At 36.4% G+C, this 24,288-nt stretch carries 18 protein-coding genes, 2 tRNA genes and 4 pseudogenes; 11 read left to right on the top strand and 13 right to left on the bottom strand.

Annotation, left to right across the window (positions count from 1 at the left end; translation table 11 throughout):
- Positions 1-173 precede the first annotated feature (173 nt).
- A tRNA-Gly gene (locus tag ONI09_RS01730) sits at positions 174-246 on the top strand.
- Positions 247-577: 331 nt separating this feature from the next.
- On the opposite strand, the gene ONI09_RS01725 is transcribed toward ONI09_RS01730, so the two are convergent.
- Positions 578-721 carry a hypothetical protein gene (locus ONI09_RS01725; RefSeq protein ID WP_265014233.1) on the bottom strand — a complete coding sequence of 48 codons (144 nt, stop codon included), beginning with the start codon at positions 719-721 and terminating at the stop codon, positions 578-580.
- Between the two features lie 33 nt (positions 722-754).
- Here ONI09_RS01725 and ONI09_RS01720 point away from each other — a divergent pair.
- The 3 pseudogenes from ONI09_RS01720 to ONI09_RS07065 all read left to right on the top strand — a co-directional run.
- A pseudogene (locus ONI09_RS01720) lies at positions 755-1,111 on the top strand (transposase); the annotation flags it as partial.
- Positions 1,112-1,153: 42 nt separating this feature from the next.
- Positions 1,154-1,806, top strand: a pseudogene (locus ONI09_RS01715) (IS630 family transposase); the annotation flags it as partial.
- A 72-nt stretch (positions 1,807-1,878) separates the two neighbouring features.
- Positions 1,879-2,965 (top strand): annotated as a pseudogene (locus tag ONI09_RS07065) (IS3 family transposase).
- Between the two features lie 193 nt (positions 2,966-3,158).
- Here the strand turns inward: ONI09_RS07065 and ONI09_RS01690 are convergent.
- From ONI09_RS01690 to rpmE, 4 genes are all read right to left on the bottom strand, one after another.
- A complete protein-coding gene (locus ONI09_RS01690) occupies positions 3,159-3,836 on the bottom strand; it encodes a hypothetical protein (RefSeq protein WP_265014229.1) in 678 nt (225 codons plus the stop codon).
- Complete coding sequence (locus ONI09_RS01685) at positions 3,791-4,621, bottom strand: hypothetical protein (RefSeq protein WP_265014228.1); 831 nt, start codon at positions 4,619-4,621, stop codon at positions 3,791-3,793. Before ONI09_RS01685 ends, ONI09_RS01690 begins: the two co-directional genes overlap by 46 nt.
- Before the next feature lie 315 nt (positions 4,622-4,936).
- Positions 4,937-5,731 (bottom strand): NAD kinase, encoded by a 795-nt coding sequence (locus tag ONI09_RS01675; protein WP_265014227.1) that lies wholly within the window; start codon positions 5,729-5,731, stop codon positions 4,937-4,939.
- A 38-nt stretch (positions 5,732-5,769) separates the two neighbouring features.
- On the bottom strand, positions 5,770-5,973 hold the full coding sequence (gene rpmE / locus ONI09_RS01670) for a 50S ribosomal protein L31 (protein ID WP_264707336.1): 204 nt from the start codon (positions 5,971-5,973) through the stop codon (positions 5,770-5,772).
- Between the two features lie 128 nt (positions 5,974-6,101).
- Between rpmE and fabD the strand changes: the two genes are divergently transcribed.
- On the top strand, positions 6,102-7,082 hold the full coding sequence (fabD, locus tag ONI09_RS01665; RefSeq protein ID WP_253303648.1) for an ACP S-malonyltransferase: 981 nt from the start codon (positions 6,102-6,104) through the stop codon (positions 7,080-7,082).
- Positions 7,083-7,121: 39 nt separating this feature from the next.
- On the opposite strand, the gene gpmI is transcribed toward fabD, so the two are convergent.
- The 3 genes from gpmI to purH all read right to left on the bottom strand — a co-directional run bounded on the left by gpmI (position 7,122) and on the right by purH (position 11,106).
- On the bottom strand, positions 7,122-8,642 hold the full coding sequence (gpmI, locus tag ONI09_RS01660) for a 2,3-bisphosphoglycerate-independent phosphoglycerate mutase (protein ID WP_265014226.1): 1,521 nt from the start codon (positions 8,640-8,642) through the stop codon (positions 7,122-7,124).
- 33 nt (positions 8,643-8,675) lie between these two features.
- Positions 8,676-8,747, bottom strand: a tRNA-Asn gene (locus ONI09_RS01655).
- Positions 8,748-9,594: 847 nt separating this feature from the next.
- Positions 9,595-11,106 carry a bifunctional phosphoribosylaminoimidazolecarboxamide formyltransferase/IMP cyclohydrolase gene (gene purH / locus ONI09_RS01650; protein WP_265014225.1) on the bottom strand — a complete coding sequence of 504 codons (1,512 nt, stop codon included), beginning with the start codon at positions 11,104-11,106 and terminating at the stop codon, positions 9,595-9,597.
- A gap of 133 nt (positions 11,107-11,239) precedes the next feature.
- On the opposite strand from purH, the pseudogene ONI09_RS07060 reads away from it, so the two are divergent.
- Positions 11,240-11,387 (top strand): annotated as a pseudogene (locus tag ONI09_RS07060) (WPE palindromic element domain-containing protein); the annotation flags it as partial.
- An 87-nt stretch (positions 11,388-11,474) separates the two neighbouring features.
- On the opposite strand, the gene fmt reads toward ONI09_RS07060, so the two are convergent.
- The 4 genes from fmt to ONI09_RS01625 all read right to left on the bottom strand — a co-directional run bounded on the left by fmt (position 11,475) and on the right by ONI09_RS01625 (position 13,521).
- The gene (gene fmt / locus ONI09_RS01640; protein ID WP_265014223.1) at positions 11,475-12,374 is read right to left on the bottom strand and encodes a methionyl-tRNA formyltransferase; all 900 of its coding nucleotides are present in this window, start codon (positions 12,372-12,374) and stop codon (positions 11,475-11,477) included.
- A gap of 12 nt (positions 12,375-12,386) precedes the next feature.
- Positions 12,387-12,752: a 50S ribosomal protein L20 gene (gene rplT / locus ONI09_RS01635; protein WP_006279340.1), complete on the bottom strand. Its 366-nt coding sequence runs from the start codon at positions 12,750-12,752 to the stop codon at positions 12,387-12,389.
- 20 nt (positions 12,753-12,772) lie between these two features.
- A complete protein-coding gene (rpmI, locus tag ONI09_RS01630) occupies positions 12,773-12,979 on the bottom strand; it encodes a 50S ribosomal protein L35 (RefSeq protein WP_007548610.1) in 207 nt (68 codons plus the stop codon).
- A 98-nt stretch (positions 12,980-13,077) separates the two neighbouring features.
- Complete coding sequence (locus ONI09_RS01625) at positions 13,078-13,521, bottom strand: PAS domain-containing protein (protein WP_010962890.1); 444 nt, start codon at positions 13,519-13,521, stop codon at positions 13,078-13,080.
- A 165-nt stretch (positions 13,522-13,686) separates the two neighbouring features.
- On the opposite strand from ONI09_RS01625, the gene alaS reads away from it, so the two are divergent.
- Positions 13,687-16,320, top strand: a complete 2,634-nt coding sequence (gene alaS, locus ONI09_RS01620) for an alanine--tRNA ligase (protein ID WP_265014222.1) — start codon at positions 13,687-13,689, stop codon at positions 16,318-16,320.
- 186 nt (positions 16,321-16,506) lie between these two features.
- On the top strand, positions 16,507-16,650 hold the full coding sequence (locus tag ONI09_RS01615; RefSeq protein ID WP_265014221.1) for a hypothetical protein: 144 nt from the start codon (positions 16,507-16,509) through the stop codon (positions 16,648-16,650).
- A 725-nt stretch (positions 16,651-17,375) separates the two neighbouring features.
- Here the strand turns inward: ONI09_RS01615 and ONI09_RS01605 are convergent.
- On the bottom strand, positions 17,376-18,911 hold the full coding sequence (locus tag ONI09_RS01605; RefSeq protein ID WP_265014220.1) for a lysine--tRNA ligase: 1,536 nt from the start codon (positions 18,909-18,911) through the stop codon (positions 17,376-17,378).
- Between the two features lie 108 nt (positions 18,912-19,019).
- Here ONI09_RS01605 and ONI09_RS01600 point away from each other — a divergent pair, with 108 nt between their 5' ends.
- The 3 genes from ONI09_RS01600 to ONI09_RS01590 are packed head-to-tail and all read left to right on the top strand — an operon-like array spanning position 19,020 to position 24,288.
- On the top strand, positions 19,020-19,316 hold the full coding sequence (locus tag ONI09_RS01600; protein ID WP_007548615.1) for a type IV secretion system protein VirB3: 297 nt from the start codon (positions 19,020-19,022) through the stop codon (positions 19,314-19,316).
- 9 nt (positions 19,317-19,325) lie between these two features.
- Positions 19,326-21,731, top strand: coding sequence for a VirB4 family type IV secretion/conjugal transfer ATPase (locus tag ONI09_RS01595; protein WP_265014219.1), 2,406 nt, complete (start codon positions 19,326-19,328; stop codon positions 21,729-21,731).
- Positions 21,724-24,288 (top strand): TrbL/VirB6 family protein, encoded by a 2,565-nt coding sequence (locus ONI09_RS01590; RefSeq protein WP_265014218.1) that lies wholly within the window; start codon positions 21,724-21,726, stop codon positions 24,286-24,288. Before ONI09_RS01595 ends, ONI09_RS01590 begins: the two co-directional genes overlap by 8 nt.

The following is a 24,288-nucleotide window of genomic DNA, read 5'->3' as shown; positions in this document are numbered from 1 at the left end:
ATACATTTTTTGGCACAATTGAAAACCTATGATAATCAAAAATGAGTCTTAAGTATACGAAAAGATCATAGAAGGAACCACGCAAATTTATGGGCTCTCACATTTTTCGTGTACACGGGGTTTACAAATCGCTGTATATGCCTATAATTAAGTAAATTTAGGTTAATTTAATTGCGGGAGTAGCTCAATTGGTAGAGCGCAACCTTGCCAAGGTTGAGGTTGAGGGTTCGAACCCCTTCTCCCGCTCTTTGCTTTCAAAATCATTTCGTCAAAAATCCCTTGACAAACTCCGCCAGCCCCCTTACCACGAAGCTGAAGCTATTTATTTATCTTCTCTGTACAGATTAAATGACAAAAAAACTCACGTATCTGGCGTCCCATGTTTAATTTTTTGCACTATGTGCACCTTATGTCTTTATAAAATTTCTAGGTTTTTATCTAATATAAGCTGAAATGCGCTTATAAAGCATTTAAAACATCAAAAAACGCCGATTTAAAAAATGGATAGTGAATAACTAGCTACCCTAGGGTTTCTTTTGCCTTTTTTTTCGTTTGGTAAATTCCTTAATATTTATAGCTAAGAGAGCCCAAGAGAGGTGTCATTCCAGCGCGTGACGCTGGAATCCCAAAAAAAGGATGATGTCATCCCAGTGCGTGACACTAGGATGGCTTTGTTGCATCGCTCAAGTGAAAAGAACTGGCAGTTACTGACAAAATTCATTATAAATAGCCATTTAACTGTTGAAGAAAAAATATGCCACAAAAAATGAGAGTCAGTAACTGCCATGAATATAACAAATTTCTCCAAGAAAGAGGAAGCATTTTTTGTTATATCAATGACGCCGTAGAAAATTGGTACGAGAATTGTCCAAAAATGCAGGGCGGCAACTATATTTATAGTGATAAAGTTGTGATTTTGGTGCATATAATCGTCAGTTTCTTTAGAATTGGTTTAAGACAAACAGTCGGGTTTATAAAAGGGTACTTGCAACAAATAGGAAGAGATTTGGCAGTTATCAGCTATTCACAAGCATCAAGAAGGTTTAAGAAACTTAATATTAAGATAAATGATTGCAGAATTGATAAAAATATAGCTCTTTCCATAAAAGTCCGGATGTGATAGGATAAGGATAGATGATGATGAGGAGGTTGAATGCCAGCAGCATATAGTTATGATTTAAGAAAAAAAGCAATGGAAGCGCTAGACGAAGGAGAAAGCAGAGAAACAGTGGCAGCAAGATTTAAGATTGGACGAACTACTTTATGGGAGTGGCAGCAAAGAAGAAAAGAAACAGGAGACTTTCAATCAAAAAAACTTGGAAATGGGGGTTACAATCACAAAATTACCGACTGGGATACCTTTGCCAAATTTGCCAGAGAACACGGAGGAAAGACTCTATCGGAAATGGCTAAACTTTGGAACAACGTTAGTATCCAAACGATCTATCGAGCCCTTAAAAAAATTGGATTTACGCGCAAAAAAAGACATATGGATACAAGGAAAGAAACGAAGAAAAACGTGCTGAATTTTTGAAAATTATAGCGACAAAAGAACCTAAAAACTTAGTGTATATAGATGAGTCTGGCATTGATAACACCGAAGACTACCCCTACGGATATTGCCAGAAAGGACAGCGGTTTTATGCCTTAAAATCTGGAAAGAAAACTCAACGAATCAGTATGGTTGCAGCCTTAAGTGGAAGAAAGATAGTTGTTCCGTTAACCTTTGAAGGCCACTGTAATATGGATGTTTTTAATGGATGGTTTGAGCAATTTTTGACACCGATCTTGGAACCTGGACAGACTGACCTTACCCAGAAAAAGTGGAGAGAAAGAAAAGAGTTTTTTTGGGTAAAATAAAATTTTGGAGGATTAGAAATGGTAAGAGAATATACGGCAGAATTCAAATTGGAAGCTGTTAAACTGGCAAATGAACAAAGAAAGGCAGGTCAAACAATTACAAAAACAGCAAAGGATTTAGGAATAAAGGGTGGTTTATTAGGAAAATGGATAAAGAAACACAACGAAAAAAAGTCGGCAGCAGATGCATTTCCAGGTAGAGGTAACATGGCTCCTTACGACAAAGAGAGGTTTGATTTACAAAGCAAGAGTAACAAGGGAAAGAGACATTTAAAAAAAAACCCTGGCCAGTCAAAAAGAGTAAAATATTTTTTTATATAGTAACTGCTATAAAGTACAGGAATTATGTAGGATTTTCTGCTAGTGGCTACTATAAGTGGACCACAAGAAAAATAAGCAGTAGAGAATCAGCAAATAAAGAGCTACTCGAAGCTATTCAAAAAATATATCAAGTTTCTAAATGTAGATATGGAGCTCCTAAAATTCATGCTGAATTGAAGGCTTTGGGTAAAAGTTGCAATTTGAAAACGGTGCAAAGTATTATGCAGAAAAATGACATCAGGGCTATACTGAGAAGAAAGTTTAAAATTAAAAAACAACAAACAGATAATAGAGCTGTAGCTCCCAATATACTAGATCAAAACTTTATTGTTGATCAACCAAATAAAGTATGGGATTACTTACATCAAAACCAAGGAGGGATGGCTATATTTGGCAGCAATAATTCTCACGTATGGTAGTTAATGAGTAGTGCAATAAATAAACAATTGGTTATGAACTCTTTATTAATGGCCATTAATAGGCGTAAACCTGTTAAAAATCTACTGCTGCACAGTGACCAAGGTTCACAATATGCTTTGCAAGGTTATCAATATCTCTGATCCATAAAAAACATAGATGAATCATAAAGGTTGTTGTTACGACAATTCTGTTGTGGAAAGCTTCTTCAGTTCTCTAAAAAGGGAGTTACCAATAGACACCTCTCGGCACTCTAAACAGCATATCAAAACTGCTATATTTGAATATATAAAAATTTTTTATAAAAAACAACGTCACTATTAACTATTGCATTCCAGAACAATTTGATGCATCATTCTTTTTGTAAAAAACATTCCACACTTTCTCTCCACTTTTTCTGGGTAAGGTCAGTCAGCTACTTGGATGACAGGGGAGGTGCTACCCTGACAATCGTCATCCCGCTACGTGTTAGCGGGATCTAGAGATACCGCGAATGAATCGCGGTATGACGGTCTGCGGCGGTATGACGTAGGGCTGCACTAGCTATATCATGCATTTTATTAACCGACACTATAAACAACATCCTTACAATTATGAGATTGAACCACAACTTGCTCAAGCGTTAAGCTGCTGCGTTTAGCGTCTTTACCGTGGTTTTCTCCAAGAACATTTGTTCTTTCGTGTTTTATTTCTTCAATGAATTTCTTGTTAACGCTTTCAGGGTCAATCTTTTCCTGCGAATATATAAGATTAGTGCAATTTGTTTTTCTATAATAATGTATGCCAAAACCCACAATGAGTAATGCAAGTATACCAGAACCTATAAGTAATGATAATCCTATGTTATTAGTCAAAGGTTTTTGGTAAAATTTTTGTACACCATTAACACCATGTGTTGCAAGTAGCCCTAGAGGAAACGCTATATTTGCAGCAACTACACCAGTAAATAATGCAGTAAATATTGGTCTGTCGTTAATTACTGATTTTATTTTATTAGTTCTAGTAATTACTTTTTCGTCAATGTTAGTGAAGCCTTGTTTAGCTTCCCAAGCATTAAGTACAAAATTTGAATGAGTGCCATTGCTATATTCCAGTCTTACAGATTTTATAGCTTTATCTTTTGGCTGGTGCTCCAACACCTCAGCTAAAATTTTATCCGCATCTTTTTTTTGAATGGAATGTTCTTCAGTATCTATAAATTGCCTTGTTGCAAAAAATATTGGACCAATTGCAAGCAATGCAGCAAGTGCGATAACTGGTATAGTGATATATTTTGGGCTGTTTGTAAAAAATGCAATAAATTTTGCTTTATCTTGTAAATATAATAAAGCTGCAGATATACTGAGTATAATAGCACTTGCACAAAAATTATAAAACCCTTCTGCTGCATGGCATACTTTGCTCTTGGCAAGAATCTGTTTGTTTTTTTATTTGTTGTGCTACCTATATCAGAATTTAGTGACAAAGACTCTTCAGAGTCATCTTTGCTTTTATACGATGGTAAAGTATTTGAAGACGCACCTAAATCATCTTTTGAGTTTTGACCACCTATTCCACTGTCTAAACTCTTTTTCGAAGATTTTGCATTTGGGTCTATAGCTGCATAAATATGTTCTTCTGATCCATTACCAGATAATCCTCCTAAACCTAAACTTGCTGTTTGTGATACCCAATCATGAGTCTCACCTTTTGTTTCTTCTAGGGAAGGAGGTAGTACTTCAGTACTAAGACCAAACAAATTTTTGTCTTCTTTGTCTTGTAAACCTGGAGCTTTTGGCAAAATCGGTGGTGCTCCATCACCATCTTTTTGTCGATTTACAGATGCATAAGTAGGATCCACTTCCTCATCATCTGATTCTTCATGTGACATTCCCTGCACACGTGGTACTACATTCAGCACACTTGAGATAGCATTTCCTGCTTCTTCAGGCGATGGTGGATCTTTTAGTGTTATCTTGCTACTGTCACCTGTTTGTTCGTAAGAAGTTAATTTTACTGTTGATTTTTCGACTGACCCATGCATATTCACTCCAAAGTTAATTACTATGCTGCATTGATTACGCTATAGTTATTAAGATGTAGTAAATACCAATTTACAGATAATGTATCTGTTTAGCAGAGTGGCAAAATAAAGTAGACGAGAAAAGACAACTATAGGAACAAATGGGTGTCATCCCAGTGCACAGACACTGGGATCCAGAAAATTTGATTGTGTACTATACAACATTTTTGATCAAAAGCTGGATTCCAGTGTCAAGCACTGGAATGACATCACAGGGGCACTGGAATTTTTGTTTCAATATTTGTACATTAGCCATGTATCTGAACAGATACATTATTAGTATAGAAATTGTCTATCAAAGATCCTTTCATTCAGAGGGTAATCTTTGTCAAAAAGCAAAGTTATTGTGTTTTCGTGGTCTTTTTGTATTTTTATCTGTGATATATTATGAAACTCCTTGTAATCTGATACTACAAGTGCTGGACGGTTTTTTGTGTCGTTAATGTCAATTTGTACGATTGTATCGTTTGATATTAACGCTCCATTCCAATGCCTTGGGTAATAGCTATTGATAGAAGTGAGTGCAAGTAAATTTGAATTTAGCGGCAAGATTGGGCCACCGGCAGAGAAGTTGTATGCAGTGCTGCCTGTGGGGGTAGATAATATTACTCCGTCCCCTCTAAATTTTTCTACTTTTAGCTTATCATTAATAGTAATATTCATCTCTACTATTTGGTTCGCTTTTCTAAAAACGTATACTTCGTTTACTGCTATGTAATGATATCTCTTGCCACTTGTGTCTGTTGCTTCTATTTTTAGCAAAGTTAACTGAGTTGAAGTTGCATGCTCTATATGATCAATTAAATCTTCACTGCAGCTAAAGCATTTATTCATCAAAAACCCAACATTGCCAGTGTTTACTCCGTATACGTGTGTGTTTTTGTTTTCTATAACGTAATTATGTAAGGTGCGTAGCATAAAGCCATCACCGCCAATAACTATCAATAGATCGATTTCGGACTTATTTTCTTCTGTTATATTGATAAAATTAAGTTTCTTTAATAGTTTAGATACTTCCTGGGACTTTGGTGATGGAGAAGCAACATAGCCTATATTTTTGTATTTATGCATGCTTCAGTAAACTCTCTAAAACTTAAAGAGGAGGAAAATTAGAAAATGCTTCCATATTTATCGTTAAACTTAGCTAATTTGCTAGTTTTACTTGCTGACTCGCTTGTCAAACTTCCAGTCCATGCAGGGTGAGTAAGAGGATCTCTATCAAGCTTTACCCTGTCTCCCTCCTTTCCATAAGTGGAACGAGTTTCAAACTCTTGACCGTCTGTCATAACTATAATAATTTTATGATAATTCATTGTTGCTTATAAACTTTTAGTCAGTTAATATTCTAGTGAACTTAATTCACTAAGTCAATCATTATTCTAAAATATTGACAAAAAATAGATAAAATGTTATGCCCAATAGGGAATAAATAATAGTTATCATGATTTTCGCTTTCCCTGGTCAGGGCTCTCAGTTTGTAGGAATGGGAAGGAGCTTATATAGTGAGTTTTCCGTTGCAAGACAAGTATTTAATGAAGTAGATAGCATATTGGGTAGAAAGCTGTCTCATTTAATCTTCAACGGTCCTATTGAAGAATTAACCATTACAGAAAACGCTCAGCCAGCTATAATGGCAGTATCAATTGCAATGCTACGTGTTATGGAGCATGTGTTTGGCAAATCTCTTTTCACTGATCACAATGTTAAATATGTTTGTGGGCATTCAGTTGGCGAATATACAGCGCTGTGTGCTGCAGGAGCGTTAACGCTTGAGTCTGCAATCAAGCTGCTGAAAGTTCGCAGCGAAGCAATGCATGAAGCTTCACTGAAATGTAAAGGCGGAATGGTTGCGTTGCTTGGAGCAGAGATAAATGAAGTGGAAGATATATTGAAATCAGTTCAAATTGACGGAATTTGTGAAATTGCAAACGATAACGGTGGCGGACAAGTGGTTATAAGTGGCACTAGAGAAGCTCTTGAAATGTTACCCGATTTATTCAAAAACTCGAGTGTGAGGAAACTAATTAAATTACAGGTTAGTGGGCCTTTTCATTCATCTCTTATGAAACCTGCTGATGAAAAAGTTTTGGAGTTTTTGAAGGGTATTAAAATAACCCGTCCTATAGTTCCTTTGATATCAAATGTTACAGCTAAAGAGGAGAGTGATCCCAAAGTTATAAAAACTTTACTCGCCAAGCAAGTTGTAAGCAGAGTGAAATGGAGAGAAATGGTTTTGTATATGTCAAGCCGTGGCATTAACAAATTTGTTGAAATTGGCCCTAATAAAGTTTTATCTAATTTGGTCAAAAGAATTGACCAATCTATCAGTACAAAAAATATAGATAGTATTGGTGATATTGACAGCTTCTTTAATGAATCATTAGTACTAACAGCGAAAAATTTAAAAGTTGGATTAAGTTAAAACACATCTATTTGATGTCATTCCGGTGCATAACGCTGCCTAGCTGGAATGACAGAGGGTAATGCAAGAAATCAACGAACTGCCTGTCATTTCGTTTGGTTTTTTAATTCCAAGTAGCTGTAAAATAGTAGGGGCAATGTCAGATAACCTTCCGTCTCTTAGTTTTAGATTATCGCAAGACACAATAAATGGCACTTTATTTAGAGTGTGTGCTGTATGAGGTGTATTATTTTCTTCATCGAACATACATTCCACGTTACCATGGTCTGCAGTAACAATTAATGCGGTGTTGCTTGACTTTTTAACAGCATTCAGCACTTTCGCAAGACAATCATCTACAGCTAGCACAGCTTTCTCGGCTGCTTTTATATTACCTGTATGCCCTACCATATCAGGATTAGCGTAATTTACAACTATCAGTGCGAATTCTTGGGAGTGAATTTTTTCTACAAGCTTTTCTGTGAGCTCGAAGGCTGACATTTCGGGCTGCAAATCGTAAGTTTGAACTTTTGGTGAGGGAATGAGTATTCTTTCTTCACCAGAGAAAGGTTCTTCTTTTCCACAATTGAAAAAGAAAGTCACATGAGCGTATTTCTCGGTTTCGGCGATACGTAATTGTCGTAATTTATTGTCTTCTATTGTTTGTCCTAGAGTATCAGCGAAAGAAGTAGGAGGAAAAATATAAGGAGTTTTGAGATCTTCTTTATACTTCATCATACTTAAAATTGAAGAGAATTTTGCTACCTTAGCGTAATCTGTTTTGCCAAGCAAAATACTTGCTAATTGTATCATTCGATCAGCACGAAAGTTAGCCAACAGCACTCCATCTTCTGGTTTTATACCTTGATAGTCACCTATTACTGCGGGCCTAATAAACTCATCAGTTATGTTATTTTGATAATTTTCATCAATCAACGATACTGCATTATCATGACAAGGTGCCTTTGCAAATGCGATAGCCTCATAAGCTTCGATTGTTCTCTTCCACCTGTTGTCACGGTCCATAGTATAGTAACGCCCAGAAACAGTAGCAATTCTTGTGTCATTTCCCTTTATACTCTTTGTAAATTCTTGAATGCATTTTTTTCCTGAATTTGGCAATGTGTCTCTGCCATCTAAAAATGCATGTATCACCACTTTTATTCCATGCTGTGATATTTTATTTGCTAAAGTTGAAATATGCTTTTGATGCGAATGAACACCACCATCGGACACCAATCCCATTATATGGCATACTCCGTTCTTACTTTTTAGATCATTAATAAAACTTTGTAGATTTACATTGTTTTCTATTGTTCCAATCTCTTGATTAATACGCTGAAGGCTTTGCATTACTACTCTACCACTGCCAATATTCATATGGCCAACTTCTGAATTACCTATTTGACCACCAGGTAACCCCACATCAGCTCCACAGGCGGATAAACTGCATTTTGGATAATTAGAGCTAATATATTGCCAACAGGGTGGATTTGCGTTGCTAATAGCATTGTATTTACTGTTTTCTACTCCATTTCCCCAGCCATCTAGTATACATAAAACGACTGATTTAATGCCCATATAAAATCAACACTAAAATTCAACAGAGAAGAGCTCCCCGGGCCGGATTCGAACCAGCGACCAATTGGTTAACAGCCAACTGCTCTACCACTGAGCTACCGAGGAATAAACCGTTTTTAATTTACCATGTTGAACGTTGGTTGTAAACGTTTTTTGTGTAGACTTTAAGTCCAACTGGTCACAGAAACGAAAAAACTTACTTGACAAACTCCGCCAGCCCTCTTATCATGAAACTGAAGCTATTTATTTATCTTCGCAATCTGTGCAGGTTAATGACAAAAAACTTAGGGTATTTGGCGTCTCATGTTTAATTTTTCGCACTACGTGCATCGCATGTCTTTAAAAATTTCTAGGTTTTTACCTATATAAGCCGAAACGCGCTCACAAAGCGTTTAAGACAGCAAAAGACGTCAAATTGACAAGGGAGAATTTGAATGCTAGCTACTACGGGGTTTCTTTGCCTTTTTTCCTGCTTAGTAAATTTCTTAAACACTTGCGGTGTAGGTTAGTTGCAAGTTAAAAGCAGCTAAATCGCTCTTAATCAAGCGTTTTAGAATAAAAAAAAAGCCGATATTTTAGTACATAGTAAATAGCCAACCACCACGGGGCTTCTTTTGCCTTTTTTTTCGTTTGGTAAATTTCTTAATGTTTATGGCTAAAGATTGCACGAATGTTGCAATTACAAAAGCGTTTCTACTAGGAGGGTGTCATCCCAGTGTCAGCTACTCGGATGACATTACAGGGAGCACTGGGATGACATCATAGGGGCGCTGGAATGACATCATAGGGGGCTACTTGGCTGACAACCGTCATCCCGCTACGTGTTAGCGGGATCTCTTGTTAGCGCTGCGGCGGTATATTTGTCATCCCGCTAGCGGGATCTATGTTGAGAGATACCGCGAATGAATCGCGGTATGACGGTTTGTGGCGGTATGACGATAAGACACAAAGCCTAATGGAAAAAACTGCGAACGCCAGTGAAAAACATAGCAATTTTATTTTCATTTGCAGCTTTTATCACATCTTGATCTTTCAGCGAGCCGCCGGGCTGAATTATAGCTGTAATCCCATGTTTTGCGCTTTCTACTATGCTATCTGGAAATGGGAAAAATGCATCTGAAGCAAGCACCGCACCTTTACATTTTTCACCTGCTTTTTTCACTGCAATGTTAACACCATCTATTCTGCTTGTTTGTCCTGCACCGATGCCAATAGCACAACCATCTTTTGCTATAACTATTGCGTTGGATTTCACATGCTTACATATTTTCCAGGCAAAAATAAGATCTTTTTTTTCTTTTTCTGTTGTAGTGCATTCTGTTACTTGTTCTGCTTTTATCTTGTGATCATTATTTTCTTGCACCAAAAACCCGCCAACAACGTTTTTAATTTGGTATTTCACATTTTGTTGGAAAGATTTATGAATAATCACTCTTAAATTTTTCTTTCTTTGTAAAATTTTTAGCGCCTCATTGTTTACTGATGGTGCTATCACAACTTCCAAAAATATCTCGTTTAATTTTTCTGCTAGCCTTAAATCTATCTCCCGATTTAAGGCAACTATACCACCAAAACTGCTTACTTCATCACACGATAGGGCCTTTTCATATGCCTCCAAAGCATTATCACCAACAGCAGCGCCACACGGGTTATTGTGCTTTATTATCACTGCTGCAGGTTCTTCGAATTCAGAAGTTATGTTAAGTGCGGATTCTATATCTACTATATTATTATAACTCAACTCTTTTCCATGTAGTTTTTCCAACGGATATTCTGTAAATTGATTACTATAAAATGCAGCTTTTTGATGAGGGTTTTCACCATACCTTAATTCTTGTGCTTTATGCCCACATAGTGCGAAAAACTCTGGCAACTCATTATTTTTACTCTGGGATAAAAACCAACTGTGAATATTAGAATCGTAGTGTGCAGTGAGAGCAAATGCTTTGGTTGCTAAATATTTTCTATATTCCAATGTTGTTTCATTGTTATTTTTTATCATCTCAGCTTTTAGTGCTTCGTAGTCTTGAATGCTAGAAATAACTGAAGTAAAACGAAAGTTTTTTGCTGCAGCTCTAATTAACGCCACTCCGCCGATATCAATTTGTTCTATAATTTGCTCTTCATTTGAGCCGCTACTTACTGTCTCCCAAAATGGGTATAGGTTAGTTATAAGCAGCTCTATTGGCTCAATACCTAGATTTTGTATTTCCGTTTTGTGTTTTTCTCTATTACAAAGTATTCCTCCATGAATTTTAGGGTGTAAAGTTTTTACTCTACCACCCAGTATCTCTGGAAATTGTGTGTAATCTGAGACCTCTTGTGTTTTTATTCCTGCACTAGATAGCGTTTTATAAGTATTTCCCGTTGAAAGAATTTCTATTTGTTGCTGCATTAAAAACGATGCAAGATCAATTATATTCGTTTTATCGTATACTGATATTAAAGCTCTTTTTATTTTCATTTTTATATGGAAAGTTTTTTAAAATTATATCTAAGAAAAAGGAATTTGTCTATATATAGCTACTACGTCATACCGCCACGGTATCCACAACTGTACGAACATTGTGATACAAGAGACCAAGAAAGATGTCATCCCAGTGCCCAGACACTGGGATCCAGAAAACTTCACTTTAAATGAGCACACCAGGTGGCTGTACAATAGAAACTGGATTCCAGACTGGAATGACACCATCTACTACTCAAATTACCTGCAAATTGCAATGTTCGTACACCAAAACGCGGTATCTTGTTGTAGATTCCGCTAACAAGCAGCGGAATACCAAATTGTAGAAGTTGCTTTAGCCCTCCTAACCTTCCCTCCAAAGTAGTCTATTCTATAAATTTTTTTACCATGCTTGATTTCAAGCCACGAATAAAATCTTCAATACTGCAAGGATTTCTCCCTTCCATTTGTACAACTTTAGGAATTAAAGTGCCACCTTTTAAACTTATGTGCATATTATCGTTAACAATCTCACCTTGTTCTGAAGCGAGAGCTTCAAAGTCAGCATCAAGTATCCTGATACGTTTATTTTCTATCTTAATGAATGCTTTTGGGTAAAACGCTTTAACCTTTCTATAAGCAACTTCACAGGCATCACTTGCATAAATTTTATAGTCTTCCACTTTGTCAGCGTAACATGCATTGTTATCGTTCTGTTTTAAGGGAAGCTGTTTTTCAATTTCGTTTAGCACTTTCAGCAGTAAATCACTGCCTAGCTTAGATAATTTATCATGCAATGTCTTGTAATTATCGTTCTTTTCGATAAGAAATTTTTCCTGTTTTAAAATAGGGCCGGAATCTAATCCTTCATCCAATTGCATAATGCTAACCCCGGTTTCTTGATCTCCTGCTAAAATTGTGTGCTGTATCGGGGCTGCACCACGCCACCTTGGTAGTAATGAAGGATGAATATTAATACAACCATATTTTGGAATATTCAAAATTTCTCTTGGAAGTATCAATCCATACGCGGCAACAACCGCAACGTCTGGCTTGAAATTTCTAAATTTTTCTTGCTCTGCCGAGAACTTTAGAGAGATAGGAGTACATACCTCTATGTTACTTTCTTCAGCGATAACATGTACTGGAGATTTCATTGGCTTCTGTCCACGCCCCGAAGGTTTTGGAGCCTTGGTGTATACTGCCACCACTTCGCTCTTTGATTTCAGTAATAAGCTCAGAGAATTAACAGCAAATCCTGGTGATCCCATGAAAATAATTCTCATGGTGTTTTTGCTTTAAGAATTCTCCGCTAATTTACCACTTACAGTTTCTACTAATTTGGCAAAATCATCCTTATAATTAACTGCCATCTCAGCAAGAATTTTTCTATTTAAATCAATGCCGGCAAGTGTAAGACCATGCATAAACCTACCATAAGTAAGCCCATGCTCTCTTGCTGCTGCATTAATACGTATTATCCATAAGCTACGGAAATCACGTTTACGGGTTCTTCTGTCTCTGTAAGCATATTGCAGTGCTTTTTCAACTCTTTGCAATGCAATTCTATAACAGCTTTTTGCACGTCCTCTATAACCCTTTGCCAGTTTCAATATTTTTTTATGACGAGCGTGAGTAGTGACTCCACGTTTTACCCGAGCCATTTTATTTTACCTCCATTTTGTTAAATACCGTAAGGCATATGAAGCTTAACTATACGCGAGTCAGATTTACCAAGAATCGTTGTACCGCGCTGATTACGAATATTAGATTTACTTCTCTTTACCATGCCATGCCTTTTGCCTGACTGAGTAGAAATAACTTTACCCTTAGCTGTAAGGTGAAAGCGCTTTTTCACAGAAGATTTGGTCTTTAATTTTATTTTCTTCATATTCCAAATAAATTTACAAGCACTACTATTGAGTTCTTTAATAGTAATTAAGCATTAGTATAAATAATTTTATTAAAGAATCAAATTAAAATTGTACATTAAAGGAGTTTAAAAGTAATTACGCCCAATATGTGTGTTATACCTTCTTTATTCCCAAGTGGCAACAATACTTGCCTCATTTTAACACTTTCACTTTCTTCCTCTTCATTGATCGGGCATTTACTCTCTATTACAGTATCAAGTTTATCAATAACTGCATCTATTTTATATAGTCGCAAAAATGGTGCATCAATTGCATACTTATTATCAATGCGCGTCTTTTTCTCAAAACCATAGAATTCAACAGCCTTTTCTCCTGCATTTTCACAAATATAACCTTGATCCTTGACTTCAATGACAAAACAATGCTGCCATGATTCCATTATTTCTGCAGTGTCTATTTCATGCCTTTCTGGCCAATCTCTGTCTGATCCTTTTATGTCATTCCAGTGTTGAGTCACCACATTTGCTATTCTTTTTTCTTTGCCTACATAAATTTCCATTCCAATTTCCACATATAAAACACAGATATGAGGTAAATTTATCGTGAATATATTGATTTTTTCTTACCACAAGGTGCATGTCACTAGAAGTTCTGAGATCTAGAGAGTGGTATTGATTTTATTTCCATTACAACTTATTATTTATAGATAACCTCAATAAAAACGATGAAGCTAAACGAAATCAGAGAAAGATTTATAAAATTTTTTGTAAATAATGACCACGAGCAGGTTTCTTCTTCTCCTTTGATTCCAGAACATGACCCAACGCTCATGTTCACAAATGCTGGTATGGTGCAGTTTAAAAATATTTTTACTGGTGCTCAAAAAACTGAAATGAAACGTGCTGTCTCAAGTCAAAAGTGCCTAAGAGCAGGCGGTAAACACAATGATCTGGAAAATGTTGGCTATACAACTCGGCATCACACATTTTTTGAAATGCTCGGAAATTTTAGCTTCGGTGATTACTTTAAGGAAACTGCGATAGAATTTGCGTGGGAATTTATCACTAAAGAGTTATCTCTTGATAAAAACAGACTATCCATAACCGTCTACCATACTGATGATGAGGCGTACGAGATTTGGCGTAAGATAAGTGGCTTTTCAAGTGATAAAATCATAAGAATTACAACGGATGATAACTTTTGGAGTATGGGAAGCACTGGTCCGTGCGGTCCATGTTCTGAAATTTTTTATGACCATGGGAGTCCTAATTTACAAGAGGGCGATAGAATTGTTGAAATCTGGAATCTGGTATTCATGGAATTTAACAAAGATGAAGAAGGTAATTTACACAAATTGCCAAAAAAATGCATCGATACTGGAATGGGCCTTGAAAGAATAGCGGCTGTTATGCAAAACGTCCATGATAACTATGATATTGATCTATTTTCTGCTCTGATAAGTAAATCACAAGAGTACTGTGGAAGAACGGAAAATAAAATAGTGCATAAGATCATAGCAGATCATCTTCGCGCGGCTGCATTTCTCATCGCAGAAGGAGTGCTTCCTGGAAATGAGGGCAGGAATTACGTATTACGCAGATTAATTAGGAGAGCCACACGTTATATTCACCTGCTTGGATATAATGATTCCCTACTCCATCGTATTTTTCCAGTGTTGATAGATAGCACGAGTTCGGCTTATATGGGAGCTGAATTAGTCAGAGCTAAAAGCTTAATAGAAACGACGTTAAAATCAGAGGAAGAAAACTTTAAAGACACTTTGATGAAAGGTATCAATCTCCTGGAGAAATTCACTACAGATTTAAAATCGGGCGATACTTTGCCTGGAGAATCAGCGTTTAAGCTATATGACACCTACGGATTTCCTTTGGATATTACACTTGACATTTTAAAAGAGAAAAAAATAAATTTTGACCAGAAGGGTTTTGATGATGCAATGGGAGAACAAAAAGAGAGAGCACGTGCTAAATGGGCTGGATCTGGTGAAAAATCTGTTGAGCAAGTATGGTTTGATTTGATCAATAAATTTGGCAAAACAAAATTTGTTGGTTATGAGTTCAATGAAGTAAGTGATGCGAAAATACTAGCTATAGTTTCCTCTAAAAATGAAGTAATTGATTCTGCAAAGGAGGGAGAAAAGATAACCATTATACTTGATAAAACACCTTTTTATGGCGAGTCAGGTGGACAAGTGGGAGATACTGGCAGTCTGATCAAATCTGATAGAAGTATTATTATAGTCGAGAATACCAATAAGGTTAATGACCTATATTTGCACAGATGCATAGTTAAGTTCGGTTCAATTTGTAAAGGTAACACAGTTGCAGCAAGCATTGACAAGGAAAGAAGGCAAACCTTAAGAAGAAATCATTCAGCTACACATCTTCTGCACTTTACACTCAGAAAAATTCTAGGTGATCATGTCACTCAAAAAGGTTCCCTAGTTGCACCAGATAGACTGAGATTCGACTTCAGCCATAACACTCAAATGACTCAAGATCAGTTGTTTTGGGTAGAGGATATGGTAAACTCTCTAATCAGAGAAAATCTTTCCGCATCTACAAAAATTCAAAGCATGAATCAGGCAATAGACGAAGGAGCTATGGCGTTATTCGGCGAAAAATATAGAGATCAAGTAAGAGTAGTGAAGATTGGAGATTCAAGGGAACTGTGTGGTGGCACGCACGTTGAACATACTGGAGAAATCGGTTTATTTAAGATAGTAACAGAGAGTTCTGTTGCTTTTGGAGTGAGGAGAATTGAAGCTTTAACTGGTCAGGAAGCAATCAATTATGTACGTGATAATGAAATTAACTTAAAAAAAGTTGCAGAATTCGTAAAAGCGCCAGTGAGTGAAATAACAAGCAGATTAAGTATTTTAAGTCAAGAACACAAAAAATCCGAAACCAAAATAAAAAACCTATATAAAAAGCTTGTGAGTGCAGAGAATATAAAAAGCACCGAAATAAATGGAATAAATTTTATAAGCCACACTTTCACTGATATTCCAGCAAATGTAATAAGAGAGTTTGTTTTGCAGCAACAAAAACCAAAAACGGTAATAGCTTTTACGGCAACAGAAAAAGATAAAACAGTCTTGATTATTAAAGTAAGTAAAGACTTAATCAATAAGATTAGCGCAAAAGAACTAATATCCATAGCAGTTAAAAAGAACTGTGGTGGGAATGCTGAACTTGCACAAACAGGCTGTGATAGCAATAAAATAGATGATGCCATTACAGCCATTTATAGCAAAATAACAGCTTCTAAGCACTCTACGTCATACCACCACGAACCGTCATACCGCCGCGGCGCTAACAAGCAGCGGGATACTTAACCATCGTCTACACCGTCATACCGCGATTCATTCGCGGTATCTCTTAGCCGCTAACAAGAGATCCCGCTAACAAGCAGCGGGATGACGAATTACTATGCCGCCGCGAACCGTCATACCGTTGCAAACCGTCATACCGCGATTCATTCGCGGTATCTCAAAGCATAGATCCCGCTAACACGTAGCGGGATGACGGTTGTCAGGCTAGCTGTCATCCAAGTAGCTCGACTACTTGGATCCAGGAAAAAGAGTGGTGTCATGAAAGTAGCTGACACTGATTCCTTTATGATGGTGTCATCCCAGTGCCCAGACACTGGGATCCAGGAAACTTAATTGCAAGTAATGCATTGGATTTGGTGAGTATGGGTTTTGCGTTATAGAATGAAGCACTTTTGGTGAATTTATAAAGAAAGCTGGATCCCAGTGTCAAGCACTGGGATGACAAGGTATAAACCTTATCGTCATGCCGCCACGAACCGTCATACCGCGATTCATTCGCGGTATCTCAAAGCATAGATCCCGCTAACACGTAGCGGGATGACGGTTGTTGTTTAGCTATAAATATTAAGAAATTTACCAAATGAAAAAAAAGGCAAAAGAAGCCCCGTGGTTATTATCCGCTTTAAAATATTGGCGTTTTTTATGTTTTAAACGCTTGACAAGCGAGATTCAGCCGCTTTTAATTGCAACTAACCTACGCTGCAAATGTTTAAGAAATTTACTAAGCAGAAAAAAAGACAAAGAATCCCCGAGTTAGCTAGTCTTTTACTATCTCTGTCGAGTATTGGCATTTTTTGATGTCTTGTAACGCTTTATAAGCGCGTTCAGCTTATTTAGATAAAAATCTAGATGTAGATGAAGTTTTGTAAAGACATACAGTATCTATATACTGCAAAAAATTGAACATAAGACGCCGATACATTAAGTAACCCTTACCTTTTAATCTGCAGATTGGCGAAAGCAAATACAATAGCTTCACTATCGTGATAAGGGCGCTGGCGGAGTTTGTCAAGGAATTCTTATTAAAACTAAAGAGCTCAAATGAAAGGAGGTAAACTCTAAAGTATACATTTAGTAGCGCTTTCTATGAGAGAAATCGTATTACCTATTCCGTAAAGCTTTATGAAAGATCCCATTCTTGGACCGGTTTTTTGGCCAAGTAACGTTTCATATAATAGCTGAAACCAGTCACGTAAGTTGGTGTAATCATATTTTTTTCCAATAGAAAATACCTGAGATTGAATTTCTTCAGCAGTAGCAGTTGTAGATAGAGAATGTAAAGTGTCCTTCAAATCTAGTAACGCTGCTTTTTCTTTTTCATTTGGAGTTTTATATGATTTTGTTGGCTTGATAAAATCGTGATAATACTTTACTGCAAAGTCTGAAAGTCTATCAAGCATTTTATTATTTTCTGGTGTAACGTTTGGTGCATAAGAGGATATAAAACCCCATAGGATCTCTTTGTTTTCAGCATTACAAGCTGCTGCTAGGTTTAAAAGTAGTGAGAAATTTATGCCTGAAGTTTCTATATTGGGAACATTGCCCTGGTGAATGTGCCAAGCAGGATTATTTATATCCTTTTCTTTGTTCTCATGATAACGCTTTACAAATTCTAAATATTCATCAGTTGATTTTGGTATCACATCAAAATATAAACGTTTAGCTTTTTTAGGACTCTGAAAAATGTACAATGCTAAGCTCTCTGTTGGTGCGTAAGTTAGCCACTCTTCAATTGAAATGCCATTTCCTTTTGATTTTGATATTTTCTTTCCTTCTTTATCAAGGAAAAGCTCGTAGCAAAACAGAAGTGGTGGCTTTTCTCCAAGTATTTCACATATTTGACTTGAAAGCACAGCAGATGGAGTTAAATCTTTTCCGTGAGCTTCGTAATTTACTCCAAATGCGGCCCACCTCATTCCCCAATCAGGTTTCCATTGCAGTTTACATTTTCCTTTTGTCACTGGAACTTCTATTTTTTCCCCGTTTGGGTCTTCATATGTGATTGTTCCTTTCTCTGTATTTGTTTCAATTACTGGAACTTGTAAAACTTGAGAAGCTTTTGGGCATATTGGCAAGAATGGACTATAAGTCTGCTGTCTTTCTTCCCGAAATGATGGAAGCATTACGTCCATCACTTTATCATAATTTTTCAGTAAGAGTAAAAGTTTTTCATCGTAAACGCCAGATTTATAACACTCTGTTGCACTCCTGAACTCGTATTCAAATTCAAACATATCAAGAAATTTACACAACAATGAATTCATATGATGACCATAACTCTGATGAGTGCCAAATGGATCAGGTATCATAGTCAATGGTTTATTTAAGTGCTCTCTTAGCATCTCTTGATTTGGCACATTATCTGGTATTTTTCGCAAACCATCCATATCATCTGAAACTGCAATGATTTTGGTTTTTATACCAGGAGCTATTTTTTTTAATGCATTTACAATAACTGTAGTGCGGAAAACCTCTCCAAAGGTTCCTATGTGGGGTAAACCAGAGGGTCCATAACCAGTTTCAAATATTATTTCTTTTTTATTAGGAAACTCTTGCAATATTTTTTCTGCTTCTTGAAATGGCCAACTTGTCATTATCGGGATTAAATAATGTATCTTAACTTAAAGTGCTACTAGTTTCAATGGATTTTTAATATAATGATATAGTATTAGTGTTAGAGCTATTATTAGAAGGTTAAAGATATGTCCACAGGTAGTATACAAACAGATCAATTATTTAAAGGTCTTACAAGACCTGCAATGCTCTTTGGTGTGAGTTATATGTTTGCAATATTAAACGTCCTGATTTGCATGCTAATTTTCATTAATTCAAATGATTTAAGAGTGATTCTCTTAATGTTACCAGGTATACATGGACTTGGTTATATAGCTTCTGCAAAAGAACCGTTGTTTATTGAATTATTTATGGTAAAATTGGGAAAGTGCTCGAAATGTTTAAATCGTTTTTATCATGGAGCCAATTCTTATGATATTGCTTAACGTTGTGTGATGCTGAGGTTTAGGGCTGTTCAATCAAAGAATAAATCTACTCTGAGCAGGGAAGTTCACGCTGCTGAATTTATTCCTTATTCTTGCTATTGGAATAGCACAACCTTGATGACAAAAGAAAATTGGTTGGTTAAGGTTATAAAATTAAGTGGCTTTGCATTTGAAACCGCCGATGACGAGGATTTAGTCATACAGAACAACATCAGGAATCAGATGCTAAGAAGCATTTCATCTCCGGGATTTAGTTTGTATTTTCATACTATCAGACGTAAGAAAAATATTTTTTCTGATGAATTTGCAAGTCAAGGTTTGCCGAATTTTTTCGCTAATCACGTAAATCTAAAATGGAGAGAAAAACACGCAACAAGGCAATCATTTATTAATGACCTATACATTACGATTATCCGTAGAGCGGACACAAAAGGAGTAGAATTTTTGTCACATCTACTAAAAAAATTCGGACATGTAACTTCAAAACATGCTTGGGAAAGTGATATACGTGCCACGTATGAAGATTTAGAGGAAACGACAAATCGTGTAGTGACAAGCCTTAGAAATTATTCGCCTAAAATTCTTGGAGTAAAAGAAACTCCAGATGGTTTGTTCTGCGAAATAATGGAGTTTCTATCTAGAATCGTAAATTGTGGCTTCGTTACAAATACGCTTTTTCCGCTAAGAACTGAAATATCAAGATACTTACCAGTACATAGGTTATTCTTTGGCCGTAAGATGATACAGGTTGTGACTCATAATGAGAGTAAATATGCTGGAATAATTAGTATCAAAGAATATGGAAATCATACTTCTGCAGGAATGCTTGATTCGTTTTTACAACTTCCTTACGAGTTTATAATTACGCAATCTTTTCAATTTATAAACAGGCAAATGGCGATTGGAAAAATGCAGATACAGCAAAATCGAATGATACAGTCTGCAGATAAAGCTATTTCTCAAATAGCAGAAATTTCTCAAGCGCTTGATGACGCAATGAGTGGTAAGATTGCGTTTGGTCAACATCACCTGACTATTTTATGTATAGAAAAAAGTCCTAAATCATTGGATAACGCTCTGTCGTTGGTAGAATCAGAGCTTTCTAATTGCGGTGTTTACCCTATACGTGAGAGAGTTAACCTTGAACCAGCATTTTGGGCGCAAATTCCTAGTAATTTCGATTATATAGTGAGAAAAGCTACAATAAGTAGTCTTAATTTGGCTGGATTTGCATCTCAACATAATTATCCTACTGGTAATAAATTCAATAACCACTGGGGAGATGCCGTTACAGTTTTTGACACGACATCTGGTACTCCATTTTTTTTCAACTTTCATATAAGGGATGTTGGACACACTATGATAATTGGCCCAACTGGTGCTGGTAAAACTGTTTTAATGAATTTCCTGTGTGCCCAAGCGATGAAGTTTTCTCCAAGGATATTCTTTTTTGATAAAGATCGCGGTGCAGAGATTTTCTTAAGAGCACTTAGTGGTATCTATACTGTAATAGAACCAAGAACTAAAACAAATTTTAATCCTTTACAACTTGATGATACCTCTGATAATAGAACATTTTTAATGGAGTGGATAAAGTCTTTAATTTCGGTATATAATGATAAATTTACTTCAGAAGATATTGCACGAATTAATGATGCAATTGAAGGAAATTTTAAATTAAGAAAAGAAGACAGATTCTTGAGAAACCTCGTACCGTTTTTAGGGCTTGCAGGTCCTGATACTCTAGCTGGGGCAATATCTATGTGGCATGATAATGGTTCTCATGCTGCAATATTTGACAATAAAGAAGATTTGCTAGATTTTTCACGAGCAAGAGTATTTGGTTTTGAGATGGCTAGCTTGCTCAAAGATCCTGTTGCTCTTGGACCTGTCTTGATTTATTTATTTCATAGGATTAGTATATCTCTTGATGGCACTCCATCTATTATCGTTCTTGATGAGGCATGGGCGTTAATAGATAATCCAGTTTTTGCACCCAAGATAAAAGACTGGTTGAAGGTACTGAGAAAACTAAATGCTTTTGTGATTTTTGCTACTCACAGTGTTGAGGATGCAAGTAAAAGTACTATTAGCGATACGCTTGTACAACAAACAGCGACACAGATTTTTTTACCAAATCTGAAAGCTACTAGTGTCTATCGGGATGTTTTTATGTTAACTGAACGTGAATATATATTAATTAAGCACACAGATCCGAGTACTAGATTCTTTTTGGTGAAACAAGGAGTCAATGCTGTAGTAGCTAGAATAGACTTAAAAGGCCTGGATGATATAATCAACGTATTATCCGGACGTGCAGAAAGTGTTCTATTGTTACACGATATATTAAATGAAGTTGGGGACAACCCAAAAGTATGGTTGCCTATATTTTATCAGAAGGTAAAAAATGTTTAAGACTAAGCTGTCATTGCTATTAATTGCGATATTTTTACTAAATATAGACTTTTTACTCTCATATCCAGTGCTTGCAGATGGAGTAAGTGGTACTGACAAGACAGAATTTGTTAGCAGATTTAATTCCACTGGCAGTTTTAGTCGTGCCTCTAATCCTGATTGTGGAGCGTTTAAAACAGCTGCAGCACTTGCTGGAATAGCGATTGCTGTTGGCGCAATATTTACTGGCATTGTTTTGATCGTTTCTTCTGCTGGTTTGTTTACCGCTCTTGTTATTGTTGGAATGATAGCTGCAATTGTTGGAGTCTGGAAAGCGATAGGAGGGATTGTTGTTTGTGAACATAGTTTTGTTAAACACCCAGTTGCACGTGATCATGATGGAAAATACAAAAATTTTAAATTAGAAGACACAGGTTATAGTGGCTGCACCAATGAAAATTACCAAACAGAAGAGGAATATTTTTCTTGTTTGCAAAATAAAGCTCAGGAAGACGTGAACAAAAAAGATTATGACGGGAAAAGAGCAGAAAAAGAAGCCTTAAATTCTAACGTTCAGGAGAGTACAGAGAGTTATTACTGGCCAAAAAACGGTGTGCAATACAGTGAATATATAGAAGTATGTCATCGAAACCCTTTAACTTTTGGTAATCTTTTTAACAAGAAAGACTTTGATTTCAGAAAAGAAACTGGATACATAGATTTTGATGTCAGGGAGAAAGATACTGGATATGTAGATGGGTCATGGTCCCCGAAGGTTGATGGTGAGCTGAAATGTAAAGTTCTCAAAGCAGGACAGAGCGAACCCATACATGGAGCTACATTTAAAGCAGTAAGAAAAATGGGCAGATTATGTGTGGAGTTAGCAAGTGTGAAAATGCTTGGTATCGAAATGACTCCTTGGCCGCAAGGGGTTGATATGGGGTGCACGGAATTGCCACCTGACCCACTTGCTCCTATGTGTGAAAAATCTGTGATGATATTCAAAAATAAAGATGGTACAGGAGAGGAAAAAGTTCCTATTGGTAATAATGATGACTATAAAACTATTATCAGATCTAAAGAAAAAAGACTCAACGGACAAGGGGGGAAAATTTTTGTAGGTTATGATAATGCTGGCTGTTTTAGCTCGTATGTTTCTGAAGCTTGTTATAACCAGGCAGGGAGTAAATCATTAGCTCCTATTCCCGTAACTTCTATGATAGTGCAATGCATTAAGGAATCGTTAGATAATTTAGTTGCAGGTAAAGGTGCACCAAATGGTGAGAGTTTTATATCTGTAGCACAGAAAAGGCTGAAAAACACTGTAACTGCTGTTTTAGTTTTAGCTTTAATACTGTTCTCTATAAAAGCCATGTCTGGTGGAGTTCAGAGGCCTCAAGAAATGTATATGTTGATCATAAAATTCGCTTTAGTGATTTACTTCACAACAGGCAGTACCATGTCTCATTATTATGGAGAATTAACTCGTCTCTCAAATGGTTTGTCAGAGATAGTGCTAAAAGCATCATCTGAAAGTAAAGGCATATGTAATTATAAAGCAGGTACAGATTATGAATATACTCGTGCAGGAAAGAGGGTATCTTACAGTTATCTTGCACCTTGGGATAGGCTTGATTGTAGAATTTTATTTTATTTAGGTGCCCCTTTAGATGGAATTGGTGGCAAAATTGGTACTGGAGGTGTTGCAACGTTAGCAGTCTTGCTTGGTGCTGCTCCTGTCTTATTAGTTGCAGGTTCGGTAATCGGTATTATTTTTGCTGGTGGACAAATTTTAGTAGCTCTTGTCTGTATATTTATGACCGTTCTGATGATGATGGTTATTTTGTGGCTGTGCTATGTATTTATTTTATCTCTAGTTGCTTTAAGTGTAATCATCATTTTATCACCTTTGTTCATTCCTATGGTTTTATTCCAACACACCAAAGGATATTTTGAAGGCTGGGTGAAAGAGTTGATTACCTATAGCTTATACCCGGTTATCCTTTTTGCGTTTTTGTCCTTTGTGTTCATAGCATGTGATAAAATCTATTTTAAAAATTTAAATTTTGAACTGGACGAGTCATATAAAAATGAACAACCGGACAAGTCATATGAAAAGAAACAAGCAGAAATCTCATATAGTAAGAAAAAACAGTGGTTTAAATTGAAAGATGGGGAATGTGATAAAAATGAAACTACTCTTGCATGTATGATGCAAAATTATAGCTTTAAAAAGAGCAGCATACTTGGTCTATTCGACTTTACATACATGGAGTTTGGCAGCTCTCTCATCGGAGAATTATTAAAATTGTGTTTAGTATTATTCCTCTTTTACCACTTTTTAAACATTCTTCCTGGCATGGCTGCTGAACTTGCTGGTAACCATAGAGCAGCACTTGGCTCAGGTCAGACACCTGGACAAATGGTGGGCAAAGCTTTATCTGCTGCCAAAGCTGCTGCTGGGGGTGTTGCTGGAGTTGCTGGTGCTGCTGCTAAGAAGTTGAGTGGTGGAGACAAGAGTAAATCTCGAGGTTCTGGTTCTAGTAGCTCCGAGAGTGTTAACAAAAGCACTGAATGA

It is taken from the genome of Wolbachia endosymbiont of Drosophila pseudotakahashii (genome assembly GCF_026015925.1).
Taxonomy (GTDB): domain Bacteria; phylum Pseudomonadota; class Alphaproteobacteria; order Rickettsiales; family Anaplasmataceae; genus Wolbachia; species Wolbachia pipientis.
This window is presented reverse-complemented; position numbering and strand designations above follow the sequence as displayed.